Annotated in this window: 15 protein-coding genes; 13 read left to right on the forward strand and 2 right to left on the reverse strand. The window is 31.7% G+C overall.

What is annotated here, in order from left to right; all coding sequences use genetic code 11:
• The first annotated feature begins 4 nt into the window (after nucleotides 1-4).
• A complete protein-coding gene (gene holA, locus CPG45_RS14660) occupies nucleotides 5-991 on the forward strand; it encodes a DNA polymerase III subunit delta (protein WP_231968856.1) in 987 nt (328 codons plus the stop codon).
• Nucleotides 992-1,012: 21 nt separating this feature from the next.
• Here holA and rpsT read toward each other — a convergent pair whose 3' ends face one another.
• Complete coding sequence (gene rpsT, locus CPG45_RS14665) at nucleotides 1,013-1,279, reverse strand: 30S ribosomal protein S20 (protein WP_096232720.1); 267 nt, start codon at nucleotides 1,277-1,279, stop codon at nucleotides 1,013-1,015.
• 134 nt (nucleotides 1,280-1,413) lie between these two features.
• Here rpsT and CPG45_RS14670 point away from each other — a divergent pair, with 134 nt between their 5' ends.
• The 3 genes from CPG45_RS14670 to spoIIP all read left to right on the forward strand — a co-directional run bounded on the left by CPG45_RS14670 (nucleotide 1,414) and on the right by spoIIP (nucleotide 3,955).
• Nucleotides 1,414-1,740, forward strand: coding sequence for a phage holin family protein (locus CPG45_RS14670; RefSeq protein ID WP_096232722.1), 327 nt, complete (start codon nucleotides 1,414-1,416; stop codon nucleotides 1,738-1,740).
• A gap of 4 nt (nucleotides 1,741-1,744) precedes the next feature.
• Nucleotides 1,745-2,716, forward strand: a complete 972-nt coding sequence (gpr, locus tag CPG45_RS14675; RefSeq protein ID WP_096232724.1) for a GPR endopeptidase — start codon at nucleotides 1,745-1,747, stop codon at nucleotides 2,714-2,716.
• Between the two features lie 66 nt (nucleotides 2,717-2,782).
• Nucleotides 2,783-3,955: a stage II sporulation protein P gene (spoIIP, locus tag CPG45_RS14680; RefSeq protein WP_096232726.1), complete on the forward strand. Its 1,173-nt coding sequence runs from the start codon at nucleotides 2,783-2,785 to the stop codon at nucleotides 3,953-3,955.
• A gap of 41 nt (nucleotides 3,956-3,996) precedes the next feature.
• Here the strand turns inward: spoIIP and CPG45_RS14685 are convergent, their stop codons facing one another.
• Entirely contained in the window at nucleotides 3,997-4,710 is a 714-nt protein-coding gene (locus CPG45_RS14685; RefSeq protein ID WP_231968858.1) for an N-acetylmuramoyl-L-alanine amidase family protein, read from the reverse strand.
• A gap of 114 nt (nucleotides 4,711-4,824) precedes the next feature.
• Here CPG45_RS14685 and CPG45_RS14690 point away from each other — a divergent pair, with 114 nt between their 5' ends.
• From CPG45_RS14690 to dnaJ, 9 genes are all read left to right on the forward strand, one after another.
• Nucleotides 4,825-7,020, forward strand: coding sequence for an LTA synthase family protein (locus tag CPG45_RS14690; RefSeq protein ID WP_096232728.1), 2,196 nt, complete (start codon nucleotides 4,825-4,827; stop codon nucleotides 7,018-7,020).
• Nucleotides 7,021-7,026: 6 nt separating this feature from the next.
• A complete protein-coding gene (locus CPG45_RS14695) occupies nucleotides 7,027-8,160 on the forward strand; it encodes a glycosyltransferase family 4 protein (protein ID WP_096232730.1) in 1,134 nt (377 codons plus the stop codon).
• Entirely contained in the window at nucleotides 8,157-8,417 is a 261-nt protein-coding gene (locus CPG45_RS14700) for a hypothetical protein (protein WP_096232732.1), read from the forward strand. Before CPG45_RS14695 ends, CPG45_RS14700 begins: the two co-directional genes overlap by 4 nt.
• A 44-nt stretch (nucleotides 8,418-8,461) precedes the next feature.
• Complete coding sequence (gene lepA, locus CPG45_RS14705; protein ID WP_096232734.1) at nucleotides 8,462-10,279, forward strand: translation elongation factor 4; 1,818 nt, start codon at nucleotides 8,462-8,464, stop codon at nucleotides 10,277-10,279.
• Complete coding sequence (gene hemW / locus CPG45_RS14710) at nucleotides 10,272-11,402, forward strand: radical SAM family heme chaperone HemW (RefSeq protein ID WP_096233646.1); 1,131 nt, start codon at nucleotides 10,272-10,274, stop codon at nucleotides 11,400-11,402. Before lepA ends, hemW begins: the two co-directional genes overlap by 8 nt.
• Nucleotides 11,403-11,497: 95 nt before the next feature.
• Entirely contained in the window at nucleotides 11,498-12,532 is a 1,035-nt protein-coding gene (hrcA, locus tag CPG45_RS14715) for a heat-inducible transcriptional repressor HrcA (RefSeq protein ID WP_096232736.1), read from the forward strand.
• Nucleotides 12,533-12,603: 71 nt separating this feature from the next.
• Nucleotides 12,604-13,197 carry a nucleotide exchange factor GrpE gene (gene grpE / locus CPG45_RS14720; protein ID WP_502695827.1) on the forward strand — a complete coding sequence of 198 codons (594 nt, stop codon included), beginning with the start codon at nucleotides 12,604-12,606 and terminating at the stop codon, nucleotides 13,195-13,197.
• A gap of 26 nt (nucleotides 13,198-13,223) precedes the next feature.
• Nucleotides 13,224-15,083, forward strand: coding sequence for a molecular chaperone DnaK (gene dnaK, locus CPG45_RS14725; protein WP_096232740.1), 1,860 nt, complete (start codon nucleotides 13,224-13,226; stop codon nucleotides 15,081-15,083).
• A gap of 51 nt (nucleotides 15,084-15,134) precedes the next feature.
• The gene (gene dnaJ, locus CPG45_RS14730) at nucleotides 15,135-16,277 is read left to right on the forward strand and encodes a molecular chaperone DnaJ (RefSeq protein ID WP_096232742.1); all 1,143 of its coding nucleotides are present in this window, start codon (nucleotides 15,135-15,137) and stop codon (nucleotides 16,275-16,277) included.
• Nucleotides 16,278-16,287 lie beyond the last annotated feature (10 nt).

A 16,287-nucleotide genomic window follows, 5' to 3' on the forward strand; every position in this document is an offset into this window, starting at 1 on the left:
GACATTGAATTACTCAGATTTTGTGAATATGATAAATAAAAATATATTGCCTGTTTATGTATTTTACGGTGAAGAAAGATTTTTAGTAGATGAAGCTGTAAAAAAAATAAAGAGCAAGTTACTTGATGGTATAACAGATGCGATGAACTTATCTATTATTGATAATGCTGATAATAATAATATAATAGATAGCCTAGAGACACTTCCTTTTATGTCAAACCATAGGCTTATTATAGTAAAAGATGATGAGCTTTTAAAAAAACTTGATGATTTAGCGATAGATAAAATAATAAAATATTTAGAAAAAAAAGATATCACCAATTGTCTTGTTATTGTTTTAAATGACAAAATTGATATGAGAAAAAAATTATTTAAAACAATTAATAAAGTTGGAGCAATAGTTAATTTTGATTATCTTAAACATGATGATGCTGTAAATTATACTGGTTACTTTGTAAGAAGTTTCGGCAAAACCATAAAAAAACCTGTAGCAGAATATATAGTTAAAAATTGTGGAGTAGATTTATATAGATTGCTTAATGAAGTGAAAAAGCTTGTGTCATATAGTGACAACAGTGAAGTAACAATAGAAAATGTGAAGCATTTACTGTCATCGAATATAAATGAAAGTGTATTTAAACTTGTAAATTCGATTGGATTAAGGCAAGAGAAAACTGCTATTTACATTCTTAATAGAATGATTGAAAGCAATGAGAATCCTATAGGTATATTAGCAATGATAGTAAGACAATTCCGCATTCTTATAAGAGCTAAATACTATTTGAAACAAAAAATTGAGAGGAGAGATTTGTCGTCAAGATTAGGAATCCCGTATTTTTCTATTAATGATGTTATTGAACAATGCAAACATTTTGAAGAAAGTGATATTATAAATGCATATAATGTGTGTATAAAGTGTGATAGGGAATTAAAATCAAGCTATAATGGAAATTTAGTTTTGGAATCGCTGATAAGGAAGTTATGTAATTAAAAAAGCGTACATTGTACGCCTTTATGCATTTAATGCATTTAATTTTGCATATAATTTTGATTTTTTTCTTGCTACTGTATTTCTGTGTAAAGTACCCTTTGAATAAGCTTTGTCAAGCTCCTTAATGGCAGCTTTTAGTGCAGCTTTTGTATTATCTATGTTACCATCTGCTAAACTTTTTTCAAATTTAGAGATAGCTGTTCTTACTTTCGATTTTACGATCTTGTTTTCAAGTGTTCTTCTTTTTGTAACAAGTATTCTCTTTTTAGCGGATTTTATGTTTGCCAAACTGTTCACCTCCTCAAATCAATCAAGTGTAATTTTACCACGAAAAAACATTTTTTGCAACAGAATAATTAATAATTTACCATAGTGGTATAATATTTGTCAAATTGTTCATTATATTTGTAGGAGGTGATTTTATGCTAAAAACAATTATTAGGTTTATAGTATCAGCAATCGTCTTATTGATAGTTGGCTATCTTGTACCAGGTTTTAGCGTTGCAGGGTTTTGGGGTGCTTTGATTTCTGCAGTAGTAATAGCAATACTTGGTTATATAGTTGAAGCATTGCTTGGGAAGAATATTTCACCAAGAAGCAGAGGTATTGTCGGATTTGTAGTTGCAGCAATTGTAATTTATGTCTCACAATTTGTTGTACCAACAATACATGCTACAATACTGGGTTCTTTAGTAGCTGCATTTGTAATAGGACTTGTTGATGCTTTTATCCCTACAGAGTTGAGGTGAGATAATGTTCAGCGTAAGAACAGATCTTGCTGTTGAGGCACGTGAATTATATAAAGAAGGCCATGCAGGGGAAATACCTGGTGTATTTTTAGAAGAGAGGGAAAACAACGGTGTTAAAATTGTAAAAGTCAAGATATTAAATAATGAAGGCGTAAAAGCAATGGGCAAACCGATAGGAGATTATATTACAATCGATGCACCGGATCTAAAATACAGAAACCTTGAGCTTGAAGAAAAAGTTGCTAAAATATTAGCAGATGTTATAAGGGAAATTGCAAATGTCAATGTAAAAATAAAGACACTTGTTATTGGACTTGGCAATTGGAATGTTACACCTGATGCATTAGGGCCAAAGGTTACCGAGAACATTGTTGTTACAAGACATCTTAAAGAACTTGTACCACTTCAGTTTGGGGATAATATAAGTTCTGTTAGTGCCATAGCACCTGGTGTGTTAGGTATAACCGGTATTGAAACGGCCGAGATTGTCAAGAGTATTGTTGACAGAACTAAACCTGATTTGCTAATTACAATTGATGCCCTTGCATCAAGAAGGATCGAAAGGTTAGCAACAACGATACAAATCTCAAATACAGGTATAAGTCCGGGTTCTGGTATTGGTAACGGAAGATTAGCGATTAACGAAGAAAGTTTGGGTATACCCGTTATAGCTATAGGAGTACCTACAGTTGTGGATGCGGCTACAATTGCTAATGATACGATGGAATATCTAACAAATGCATTAATACAGAAGACGAGTAAAGACAGTCCGTTTTATATGGTGTTAAAAAATATGGGAGATGAAGATAAATATGCACTTATAAAAGAAGTATTGGATCCCGAGGCTAATTTAATGGTAACACCTAAGGAAATAGATATTCTAATCAAAAATATATCATCAATAATATCAAGGGGCATTAATTTAGCATTACAGCCGAATTTGACTGTAGAAGAAATGAATCAACTTGTACATTAAATTTGTAATAAAGCACTTCTCTTATGAATATTTTATAATATAAAAAACAAAAGAGAGGTGCTTTTATTGTTTAGAAGTTCAATAAAGTATTATAGAATTAAAAAACTATCATTTGTTTTACTATTAATTATGAATATAGTTTTTTATAAATGGCTTATTACCGATGATATAAAGGTGTCAAATATAAATTTTGTTACAGAGGCATTTGCTGAGGAGTACAATAATATTAACGGCATTTTTATAACTGCTTTAAATTATTCAATGCCCGTTGTCGATGTAGGCTATAAAACACAGGGTTATAATGGACAAGATTTGACAATAGCATCAATGCTTGATTTAAGTCAAAAAGATCCTCTTAAAATCCTTAAATATCAGATACCTATTATTGCACAAATAAACAAAAACAATTCTAATAAAAGCAATGTAGTCCTTAATAATAGTATTGAACAAAAAAAATCTAATTATTCGAATCAGGTTGAAATTATTACAAATAATTTACCAAAAACAGAACATAAAAAAAATATAAAACCACCGGATAAGCCATTGTTATTATTGTATCATACACATACAATGGAATCATACATTGCAACTGAGAAATATAAATATGTCGCTGCATATGGTTATGATAGGACAAATGATTTGAATTATAATATGGTTAAAGTTGGTGACTATTTGACAAATTATTTAGTAAACGACTATGGTGTAGGCGTTCTTCATGACCGTTCTATTCATGATTACAATTATGATTTATCTTACTATAATTCCTCTTTGTCTGTCAAAAAATATATTAATGATAATCCATCGATTAAGGTTACGATTGATTTGCACCGCGATGGATATGGAAGTGTTATGCAACCAGGTGTTGATAGTATTCCGGCTTTGAATAGCCTTTCAAACCAAGCATACAGAAAAAAATATCTTATAAATATTAATGGACAAAATATTGCAAAGGTTCTATTTATTATCGGTTCAAGAAGGACACAAGAAATGCAGGAAGACTGGAAAAAAAATTACGAATTTGCAAAACAAATTAGTGACAAATTAAATGAGCTATATCCAGGAATATCACTTGGTATAGAGATACATCAATATGCAGAATATAATCAGCATTTTTCGGAAAAGGGAATATTGATAGAGTTGGGCAGTAATTATAATACACTTGAAGAAGCACTTAATACTACCCCATATCTAGCAAGAGGAATTTATGAAGTTTTAAAAGATAATAAATTATTAAATTAAAGGAGGAGTTAGGTTTCCTCCCCTTTAGCTTTACAAAAACCTTATATTTTTGAAAAATATAAGGTTATACCTTCTATAATGCTGTCTGACAATTTTGAAAGATATTCTTTACTTTGCAGGAGATTTTTATCATCTTTATTAGTAATAAATCCCAGTTCTATTAAAACACCAGTTTTTTTTGCATTTGTCAGTAGGTAATAATCAGCTAAAGTTGGTTTTCTATCAACACCCGTAGCATTATTTAATGATTTCTGAATTTCTTCAGCCAAGTAGTTGTTATTTTTATTGGTATTTGAATAAAAAACCATAGGTCCTTTGACATGTGGGGCATTTGAAATTGCATTAACGTGAATGCTTAAATAGATGTCTATATTATTATCATTTATCATATTGACTCTAGCCTTTAGGTCTCTTCTATGTCTATAATCATTGTCTTTATAAAAATTTTCAAGGGAAATATCTTTATCACGGGTCATAATAACATGTGCACCCTGTGAAATAAGTTTTGATTTAAGGATAAGGGATGCATTTAAATTTATATTTTTTTCCAATACGTTACCAGAATTTGTACCGCCATCTATACCTCCGTGCCCTGGATCTATAAGCACCGTTTTTCCTGACAATGGTACTGAATATGAAAAAGCGTTAGAAAAAATACCATAAAATAACAAAGTCATGGTTAAGAGCACCATAACTATGGTAAAATATATATAAATATGCTTTTTATTAAGGTAGAAAACACGAATATTTTTCAATTTAATTGCCTCCAATCTATAAATATATATTCAGAAAAACGGAGGTTTATTATACTTGATATTTTTAAAAATATTAGCTAAAATTAATATTTGTGAATAAATTAGGAGGGAACTATGAAAAGCCGTTTTAAATATATTTTGATTTTTTTGCTATTATTTTCGTGTATATATTCGGTTAGTTATGCTAAAACAGATGTTAGCAATAAAAAGGTCATTGTGTTCATAATAAACAGAGTAACACTTAATGATTATATACAAAATGATTTACCTAATATAAAAAACTTGATAAATCGTGGAGCATATGGATTGATGACAGTTAATTCTGATGGCGGAAGGTCTGCCGAAAATGTGTTTATGACAATAGGTACCGGTACAAGGGCACTAGGATCAGGTTCAGCATCTTTAAACTATAATTCTGAGGAAATTGTCGATAGTGAGAAGGCATCAATTTTATTTGAAAGAAATTCTGGTATTGTGCCAAGAAATGGAAATATTTTAAATCTAGATATTGCACAGATAAAAAGGAACAATATGAAAAGTAATCATATTGTAAAACCAGGTCTTCTTGGAGAACTTCTTGAGGAAAATGGTTATAATATTGCTGTTTTTGGGAATGAAGATACAGATAAGGAAATAAAAAGATTTGCTCCATTAATTGGAATGGATTATAATGGCATAGTACCATATGGTGATGTAAGCACTGATATTTTAAAAAGAGAACCTTTAAGCCCATTTGGCATAACTTTGGATTATAATGTAATTTATAATAAATACAATGCAATAAAAGATACGTTAAATTTGACTATTTTTGATTTGGGTGATACTGCTAGAGCAAATGACTATCAGAATTATGCATTGGATAAAGTAAACATAATGAATAGAAAAAAAGCTTTGATAAATGCTGATAATTTTATAGGCGAAATTATAAAAGTTAATGACAAAAATACACTTTACATGGTTATAACACCGCTTCCACCTACAAAAGAAATGAGTCAAAATGATTTTCTTACACCTGTTATAATGTATGGACCTGGCATTAATCATGGTAAATTTATTACGTCGGATACTACGAAGAGAATAGGCGTTGTAACAAATATGGATATTTTACCAACGGTATTAAATTACTTTGGCATAGAAGTACCTTCTTTTGTGACGGGGCATCAATTATATGCTTCTAAGGTTGATGGCAATTTAAAATTGCTACAAAAAATAGAAGAGCAGCTTACATACAATTATACATACAGGACGCCATTTTTAAAAACATATGTAGCTTTGCAGATAATAATATTAATACTTTCATCAGTTACACTTATTTTTTTAAAGAAGTATTCTGTGTATATGAAGCCTTTACTATTTTTTGTATCAGTTATACCTTTAAGTTTTTTACTATTGCCATTATTTGATTATACAAAGGTATCAAGCAGCTTAGCAGGTGTTCTTTTCTTGACAGCAATTTTTATCTTTGCAATATATAAAATAAGCTCTATAAGCCATTATTACTACGCAGTGATTGCATTTATAACGACTGTTACTTTGCTTATCGATATGATGACGGGGAGTTTTCTACTTAAAAATTCATTTTTAAGTTATGATGTTATTGCTGGCGCAAGATTTTATGGTATAGGCAATGAATATATGGGTGTTCTAATAGGTGGTACTTTATGCTTTACGACACTATCTTTTGAAAGATTTAATATTAAAAAACCTATTTTTATCATAACAGCTTTTATATATTTAATTGTGTTTTATTTTATAGCCGCTCCCAACATGGGCACAAACGTGGGTGGTGGTATTGCAGCATTTGCTGCTTTTTCAACTGCGATTTTGCTTTTATCAGGAAAAAAGTTAAATTTAAAAAATGCTATATCAATCATAATTGGTATTTTTGCATTGATTTTGATTTTATTTTATATCGATTCACTAAGGCCTGTATCTCAACAAACACATATAGGACAGACTTTTAATTTAATAAAAGGATATGGCTTAAATCCGTTATTTAAAATTTTTGCACGAAAGCTAAGTATGAACATGAAATTATTTAGGTATTCTATATGGAGTAAAGTACTAATAACGCTTATAATTGTCCTTTTTGTGTTGTTTTATAAACCAATCGGTGTTATGAAAAACTTTTTAAAAAACCATAAATATGTATATATTTGTTTTTTCTCAACAATAATAGGAAGCATATTTGCACTTGTTTTTAACGACTCTGGTGTTGTTGCTGCCGCAACAATGATGGTTTATACTGGACCTATGATTGTACACTTTATTATTGATGAATTAGAACATGATAATGAGGAAAAAGGATGATTTAAAATGGAGAAGATTAAAGTAATGCATATAATAAGAAGAGCGGAGGGCGGCATGAAAAAGCATTTATTATCAATATTAAATAACCTTGATAAAAATAAGTATGAAGTAGCAGTAGGATGTAATTTTGATGTTAATACTGTAAATAATTTAAAAGAAAATGGAATTAAGGTATTTGACATCGATATTTGCGATGGATTGAACCCTTCGAAGGACCTAAAGTCAATCATAAAATTAAGGGAAATTATAAAAGAATTTAAACCAGAAATAATTCATTTTCACGGTTCAAAAGCGTCTCTTGTAGGTAGAATAGCATGTATTGGACTGAATTTAAAAATAGTAATTACAATACATAATTTTCCTGATTATTATAATATGAATTTATTGAAAAAAAATATCTACCTGTTTTTAAATAGATACTTAAATAAACGAACATCTAAAATTATTACAGTTTCTAATGCTTTAAAAAATGAAATAGAAGGGGTTGAGGCCGTAAACCCGAATAAAATAAAAACCATATATAACTGTGTAGATATATCTTCATACAAAGGCAATCCATCATTGGATTTAAGGAAAGAATACAATATCGATTCTAATACTTTGATAATTGGATGTATATCAAGACTTATACCATCAAAAGGAGTTCAAGACCTAATAAATGCATTGGCATTAATTAAAAATGAAATTAATCTTTTTGTTTTCATAGCGGGTGACGGACCATATCTTGAAGATTTAAAAAGCATGATAAAAGATATGAAACTTGATAATATAGAATTTTTGGGATATAGGGATGACATACCAGACTTTTTAAGAAACATAGACATTTTTGTTTTGCCATCATATAGTGAAGGTTTTGGGCTTTCTGTTGCTGAAGCAATGTTTTTAGAAAAACCAGTTATTGCAACAGATGTTGGGGGAATACCTGAAATTATAAAGAATAATGTAAATGGGTTAATTGTTAAGCCAGGTAAACCACAAGAATTAGCTGTTGCTATAAAAAAACTTGCAAGCGATGAAAGAATGAGGAAAGAATTTTCTCTAAAAGGCAAAGAATATGTTATAAATAATTTTTCACGGGAAAAAATGTTAAATGAGATCGACTTTATATATGATAGCCTTAGGAGGAAAATAAAAACTTGAGCAGAGTAGAAAAAAAAAGAAAAAAACTTAATAGAAGAAGACTTTTATACATATGTATTTTTGCCTATATCATATTTATTATATCATGCTTATTTGCCGTAAATTTTGCATTTAATACGTTAAGTACAGGTGAAGTAAAACAAACGCTTTTTAAAATGAGTTATAAAAGAAATATCATTTATTTTACTGTTTTTGGTGAAGAGAAGTATGTATCATTAAAAGGCGTCTTTGATATTTTCAAATCCCTTTATAACTGATTTCTTTATGTTATAATAATATTATGTTAAAGAGGAGGTTTGAAATGTCGAAGGGTAAAAAGAAGAACATAAGAAATTTTTGCATTATTGCACATATTGACCATGGTAAATCAACATTAGCAGATAGATTAATTGAGAAGACTGGAGTATTGACTGAAAGAGAGATGGAAGAACAGGTTCTTGATAGTATGGACCTTGAGCGTGAGAGAGGAATAACTATTAAACTTCAGCCTGTGAGGCTAATATATAAAGCTAAAAATGGCCAAGAGTATGAATTAAACCTTATCGATACACCTGGGCATGTCGATTTTACTTATGAAGTATCAAGAAGTATTGCTGCATGTGAAGGGGCATTGCTTGTTGTTGATGCTACACAGGGTATAGAGGCACAGACATTAGCAAATGTATATCTTGCGTTAGAACATGACTTAGAAATAGTTCCTGTGATAAATAAAATAGACCTTCCATCAGCGGATCCTGATTTTGTTAAGAAAGAAATTGAAGATGTTATAGGCATTGATACAGAAGAAGCAATACTTACGTCGGCAAAAGAGGGAATAGGAATTGATGATGTCCTTGAAGCCATAGTAAAAAAGATACCGGAACCCTCAGGTGATCCGGATATGCCACTTAAGGCATTGATATTCGATTCATATTATGATAATTATAAAGGTGCAATTAGCTTTGTAAGGATATTTGACGGTTCTGTAAAACAAGGCGACAAAATAAAAATGATGTCGTCAGGTAAAGAATTTGAGGTAACAGAAGTTGGTATCTTTAGACCAAATTTAAGTTCTGTTGATATTCTCAATGCAGGTGATGTAGGATATATAGCTGCTAGTATAAAAAATGTAAGTGATACAAGGGTTGGCGATACAATTACGAATGCCGAAAATCCTGCATCAGAACCATTACCTGGATATAAAAAGGTTACACCAATGGTTTATTGCGGAATATATCCTGCAGAAGGTGAAGATTATGAGAACTTGAAGGATGCACTTTTAAAACTGCAATTAAATGATGCATCACTTACTTTTGAACCGGATACATCGGCAGCCCTTGGCTTTGGGTTTAGATGTGGTTTCTTAGGTTTATTGCATATGGATATAGTGCAGGAAAGGCTTGAAAGAGAGTATAATTTAAATCTTGTTACAACAGCACCTGGCGTTATATACAAAGTATATAAGACAAATGGTGAAATATTAGAACTTGACAATCCTGCTAATTTGCCTGAACAAACTGAAATTGATCATATAGAAGAACCGATAATCGATGCTACGATTATGTCTCCGACTGACTATGTTGGACCAATTATGGAATTATGCCAAGATAGAAGAGGCATATATAAAGGTATGGATTATCTTGAACCTACGAGGGTTTTGATAAAATATGACATGCCATTAAATGAAATTATATACGACTTTTTTGATGCGCTTAAATCAAGAACAAAGGGATATGCTTCATTGGATTATGAGCTTAAAGGGTATAAAGCATCAGACCTAGTAAAACTTGATATACTTATAAATGGTGAAATGGTTGATGCTCTTTCAATGATAGTTCATAAGGATAAAGCATATGAAAGAGCAAGAAAGATGACAGAGAAATTAAAAGAAAGCATACCAAGGCACCTTTTTGAAATTCCCATTCAGGCAGCCATAGGTTCTAAGATAATAGCGAGGGAAACTGTAAAAGCTTTAAGAAAGAACGTCCTTGCGAAATGCTATGGTGGCGATATAACGAGGAAAAAGAAGCTCTTAGAAAAGCAAAAAGAAGGTAAAAAGCGTATGAGGCAGATTGGCAAGGTTGAAATACCTCAAGAGGCATTTATGTCAATATTAAAGCTCGATGATGACAATGGTTAGTTCGGGAATATATATTCATATACCATTTTGTAAAAAGAAATGTTACTATTGCGATTTTAATTCATATGCCGGCCAAGACAAGATTTTTGAAATATATAAAGAAACTATAATAAGGGAAATAGAAAATAGAAAAGATTCTTTAAGGGGACCATTTTCTTCAATATACATAGGAGGAGGTACACCCAACATACTTCCTCCAGAGTATATAGAGGAAATATTAAATGTGGTATATAAATATTATAACATTAGCAAAGATGCTGAAATATCAATTGAATTAAATCCGGGATTAATAGATGAAAATAAGCTTAAAATATATAGAAGATGTCATATAAATAGGGTAAGTATAGGACTTCAGGCATGGCAAGACAATTTACTAAAGAAAATTGGGAGATTGCATACAATTAATGAATTCATTGATAATTATAAACTTACAGAGGAATACTTTGATAATATAAATATAGATCTCATGTATGCTCTTCCAGAGCAGACATTTGATGATTGGAAAGAGACATTATTAAATACAATAGAATTAAAACCTACTCATATTTCTTGCTATGGGTTAATTCTTGAAGAAGGCACCCTGTTTTATAGACTTTTTAAAAGTAAAAAAATAATGTTACATGATGATGAATATGAAATGATGCTTTTTCACTATGCGATAAGTTTTTTAAAGCAAAATGGCTATACCCATTATGAAATATCAAATTATTCTTTACCGGGTTATGAATGTAGACATAATATATTGTATTGGAAGGCTTTACACTATATCGGTTTTGGTCCCGGTGCATATTCATATATAGGTGATATGCGTAAAGGAAATGTAAAAGATATTAAAACATACATTGAAATGATAAATAAAGATGGCTTTGCATTTGATGATATAGATGCACTTGATATAAAAGACAAAATGGCAGAATTTATGTTTTTAGGTCTTAGAATGATGAAAGGTGTATGTGATAAAGACTTTATTATGAGATTTGGAAAAAGCATGTTTACTGTATATAAAGATTCAATAGAAAAAAATATTGAATTAAATCTTTTAGAAAGAGAAGGGGATACCATACATTTAACTCAAAAGGGTATAGACATTTCTAATAATGTATTTGAGGATTTTTTACTTTAAAAGTATTGACAAATATCCACAATAGTGGTATTTTTAAATCGTGAATTAGCACTCTCTTAATAAGAGTGCTAATAATAGAATTTGGGGTGGTGAATATGCCGTTAGATGATAGGAAGAGAAAAATTTTAGAGGCGATTATTAATGACTATATTTTGACGGCAGAACCAATTGGATCGAGGACTATTGCAAAGCGCTATAATCTTGGTATAAGTCCTGCTACTATAAGAAACGAAATGGCTGATTTAGAAGAAATGGGCTATCTTGAACAGCCACATACATCAGCAGGAAGAGTACCATCTGATAAAGGATATAGATTTTACGTTAATAATATAATAGAGCATTATTTGAATGAAAGATATAATAATAAATTTAATATTTTTAATGAAATGTTTGCGGAAATTGATGAAATAGTTAAAAAGTATGCGCGAATTTTATCAAACATGACAAATCATACTATTGTTGTGAAAATGCCAAAGATCAACGAAAACACTATAAAAAGAGTACAGATTATGCCTGTGGATTCTAATAAAATCATACTTCTTGTCATAACAGAGTCCGGTATAATCAAGAATTATCTTATCAATTTAAAAGAAAATATAGATGGTAGTCTTTTTGAGTTTTTAAATAACCTTATAAATAATAAGGTTACCGGCAAACGTGAAAAAGAAGTAAATAATGATTTAAAGAATGAGATTAAAAGGGAATCGGGTAATGCAAAAAGCATCATAGATGAAATTACAGAAACAATAATAAATGGACTTAAGCAAATGGACGAAACCGAATTGTATTCTGAGGGAACTTCCAATATATTAAATTTCCCTGAGTACAGAGACCTTATAAAAGCTAGGATGTTTTTTGACCTTATTGAAAATAAAGAAATAATGAATACAATTTTGGAGCCTGATGATGATTTGATTGATGTAACAATAGGCAGCGAAAATAAGTTTGAAGAAATGAAAGATCTTAGCATTATAAAATCCACGTATAAGATAAATGGTGAGACTGTTGGTACTTTCGGCATTATAGGACCTACTAGGATGAATTATAAGAAATTGATTAATGAGATAAATACTATGTCTAAGGAACTATCAAGAGTATTATCATATATATATAAAGATGATAAGAGGTGAAATCTGTGGAAAACGAGAAAGATACAATAAAGCAAGAAAATAATGAAGAAGATTTAAGTACAAATACACCTGTGCAAGATGAAAATATATCAAATATAATAATTAATGACGCTGAAGAAGATGACAAACAAAGAGATTTTGATAAGCAAAACGAAGAAAAAGATTTAAAAAAAGAGGAAGAAAAAGAAAATAGCATAAGTGAAGGAGAAATTGAAGAATTGAAGAAAATCCTTAAACGAAAAGAGGAAGAGGCCAATGAATACTTGGCACTCGCACAAAGGCTTAAAGCGGAATTTGAAAATTACCGGAAGAGAACAGAAAAAGAAAAGGGTGATCTCGTAGAATATGGCAAGGAAAAGGTGCTAACTCAAATACTTCCTGTGATTGATAATTTCGAAAGAGCACTAGCAAGCCAAGCAAGTGATAGCACATCTTTTAAAGAGGGTGTTGAGCTTATATACAGGCAATTCAAGGATGTGTTAGAAAAGACAGGTGTCAAGGAAATAGATGCCTTGGGCCAAATTTTTGATCCATATAAGCATCATGCAGTAATGCAAGAGGAAGTTGAAGGCAAAAAAGAAAATGAAATCATTGAAGTTTTGCAAAAAGGATATACATTTAATAATAAAGTAATAAGACCAAGTATGGTTAAAGTAGCAAAATAAAGTTACTATAATAGGAGGAAAAGATTATGGGAAAAATTATTGGTATTGATCTTGGAACAACTTTTTCATGTGTTGCAGTTATGGAAGGTGGGCAACCTACAGTTATTCCAAACTCTGAAGGTGCTCGTACAACGCCATCTGTTGTTGCATTTACAAAGGATGGTGAAAGATTAGTAGGTCAAGTAGCAAAAAGACAAGCTATTACAAACCCTGAAAAGACTGTTATGTCAATAAAAAGACATATGGGATCAGATTATCGTGTAACGATTGATGGCAAAAGTTACACTCCACAAGAGATTTCTGCAATGATCTTACAGAAATTAAAAGCAGATGCAGAAGCATATCTTGGAGAAAAGGTAACTGAAGCCGTTATAACAGTACCAGCGTATTTTAATGATAGCCAAAGACAGGCAACAAAGGATGCCGGAAGAATTGCGGGACTTGATGTTAAAAGAATTATAAATGAACCAACTGCAGCATCTTTGGCGTACGGCCTCGATAAACAAGGCAATCAAAAAATAATGGTATATGACCTTGGTGGTGGTACATTTGATGTATCAATACTTGAAATAGGTGATGGAGTATTTGAGGTTCTTGCAACAAGCGGAAATAACCACCTTGGTGGTGATGACTTTGACCAGAGAATAATGGATTGGCTTGCAGATAATTTCAAAAAAGAATATGGAATTGATTTGAGAAATGATAAAATGGCGATGCAGAGGCTTAAGGATGCAGCTGAAAAAGCAAAAATCGAGCTTTCTTCGGCGACAACTGCCAACATAAATTTACCATTTATAACAGCAGATGCCACAGGCCCAAAACATATAGATGTTAACCTTACAAGGGCAAAGTTTGAAGAGCTTATAACAGATCTCGTTGAGTCAACTGTAGAACCTGTAAACCGTGCTTTAAGTGATGCTAAGTTGAAACCATCAGATATTGATAAGGTACTTTTAGTTGGTGGATCTACAAGAGTTCCATTTGTACAAGAGACTGTGAAAAGGATAATGGGAAAAGAACCACATAAAGGAATTAACCCTGATGAATGTGTTGCAATTGGTGCTGCAATACAAGGTGGTGTTCTTGGCGGTGAAGTAAAAGACGTCCTATTACTAGATGTTACACCATTATCGCTTGGTATTGAGACACTAGGTGGTGTATTTACGAAATTGATAGATAGAAACACGACAATACCGACAAAGAAGAGTCAAATTTTCTCTACAGCTGCGGATGGACAGACGTCAGTTGAGATTCATGTCTTACAAGGTGAAAGGCCAATGGCCCGTGACAATAAAACACTTGGAAGATTTACATTAACAGGTATTCCACCAGCACCAAGAGGTGTACCACAAATAGAGGTAACATTTGATATTGACGCAAATGGTATTGTCCATGTATCTGCAAAAGATTTAGGTACAGGTAAATCACAGAATATAACTATTACTTCATCTACAAATCTCAGTAACGATGAGATTGAAAGAATGATGAATGAAGCAAAACAGCATGAAAAAGAAGATAAAAAGAGGAAAGAAGAGATTGAAGTAAGAAATAATGCAGATTCGTTGATATATCAAACAGAAAAGACAATGAAAGATCTAGGAGACAAGATGACACAACAAGAAAAAGATGATATAAATAAAGAAATAGCTAATGTAAGAAAGACTCTTGAAGGCAATGATATTGATGCGATTAAAAATGCAACGGAAAAATTATCGCAAGCATTTTACAGTGTTTCATCTCGTATTTATCAACAAGCAGGCGGTTCTGGACAATCCGCCAATGCAAGCCAGACCGGCGGAAATACAGGAAACAATGGTGGAACTAATAAAGATAATGTATATGATGCAGACTATAAAATGGAGAACGACAATCAAGAGAATAAATAAGAACCAGGTATATCCTGGTTCTCATTCATGTATGAAGGGCAGGTGAAGTAGATGGCAAAAGACTATTATGAGATTCTCGGGCTTGATAAAAATGCTACAGAAGATGATATTAAAAAAGCGTATAGAACACTAGCAAAAAAATATCATCCAGATCTAAATCCAGGCAACAAAGAGGCTGAACAAAAATTTAAAGAGATTAATGAGGCATATCAAATTTTGTCAGATCCTCAAAAGAAAGCGCAATATGACCAATTTGGTGATGCCGCTTTTAATCAAGGCGGATTTAACCAAGGGGATTTTGGCGGATTTGGTGGTTTTGGACAAGGAGGATTTGACTTTGGAGGGTTTGGAGACATTTTTGGAGATGTTTTTGGAGATATCTTTGGCGGTAGTAGTAGAAGAAAAACAGGCCCTCAAAGAGGAAATGATATAAGATTAAATCTTTCCTTGACATTTGAAGAAGCTGCATTTGGTGTTGAAAAAGAGATTGAAGTTGAGAGGTACGAAAAATGTGATAAGTGTAAAGGAACTGGTGCAAATCCAGGCACTAAACCTGAGGTATGCCCAGAATGTCATGGAAGTGGCGAAGTAAGAATTACGCAAAATACACCATTTGGCAGGATAGTTAATGTCAGAACATGTCCAAAATGCCATGGTGAAGGTAATATAATTAAAAACCCTTGCACATACTGCCGCGGTACGGGAAAAGTAAGAAAGACAAGAAAGATAAAAGTCAACATCCCTGCGGGAATAGATGATGGACAGATGGTATCATTAAGAGGTGAAGGTGAGCCCGGTGAAAGAGGCGGTGCAAAAGGTGATTTATTTATTGTAATAAATATTAAACCACATAAAATATTTAAACGTGATGGCTTCAACGTCTTGCTAAAAATGCCTATTAGCTTTACTGAAGCGGCACTTGGTGCTGAAGTAGAAGTACCAACCCTTGATGGAAAGGCAATTTATAATATTCCTGCTGGAACACAGACAGGAACAGTGTTTAGATTAAGAAATAGAGGAATACCACATATTAATGGAAGAGGACGTGGAGACGAATTTGTTGAAGTTTATGTGGAGGTTCCTAAAAAACTAACTGAAAGACAAAAAGAGCTCTTAAGGGAGTTTGAAAAGCTAAGCAATGAGAATAATGGTAAGTCATTTTTTCAAAAAGTAAGAGATGCTTTTGGAGCATAAATATAAAAGG

The organism is Thermoanaerobacterium sp. RBIITD (assembly GCF_900205865.1).
Lineage (GTDB): Bacteria > Bacillota > Thermoanaerobacteria > Thermoanaerobacterales > Thermoanaerobacteraceae > Thermoanaerobacterium.

What these genes read in the sequence shown, in the direction of transcription:
- gpr (WP_096232724.1), top strand. Translation starts at nt 1,745, where the DNA reads ATGTTCAGCGTAAGAACAGATCTTGCTGTTGAGGCACGTGAATTATAT.
- dnaJ (WP_096232742.1), top strand. Translation starts at nt 15,135, where the DNA reads ATGGCAAAAGACTATTATGAGATTCTCGGGCTTGATAAAAATGCTACA.
- hemW (WP_096233646.1), top strand. Translation starts at nt 10,272, where the DNA reads ATGGTTAGTTCGGGAATATATATTCATATACCATTTTGTAAAAAGAAA.
- CPG45_RS14670 (WP_096232722.1), top strand. Translation starts at nt 1,414, where the DNA reads ATGCTAAAAACAATTATTAGGTTTATAGTATCAGCAATCGTCTTATTG.
- CPG45_RS14690 (WP_096232728.1), top strand. Translation starts at nt 4,825, where the DNA reads ATGAAAAGCCGTTTTAAATATATTTTGATTTTTTTGCTATTATTTTCG.
- hrcA (WP_096232736.1), top strand. Translation starts at nt 11,498, where the DNA reads ATGCCGTTAGATGATAGGAAGAGAAAAATTTTAGAGGCGATTATTAAT.
- CPG45_RS14695 (WP_096232730.1), top strand. Translation starts at nt 7,027, where the DNA reads ATGGAGAAGATTAAAGTAATGCATATAATAAGAAGAGCGGAGGGCGGC.
- lepA (WP_096232734.1), top strand. Translation starts at nt 8,462, where the DNA reads ATGTCGAAGGGTAAAAAGAAGAACATAAGAAATTTTTGCATTATTGCA.
- dnaK (WP_096232740.1), top strand. Translation starts at nt 13,224, where the DNA reads ATGGGAAAAATTATTGGTATTGATCTTGGAACAACTTTTTCATGTGTT.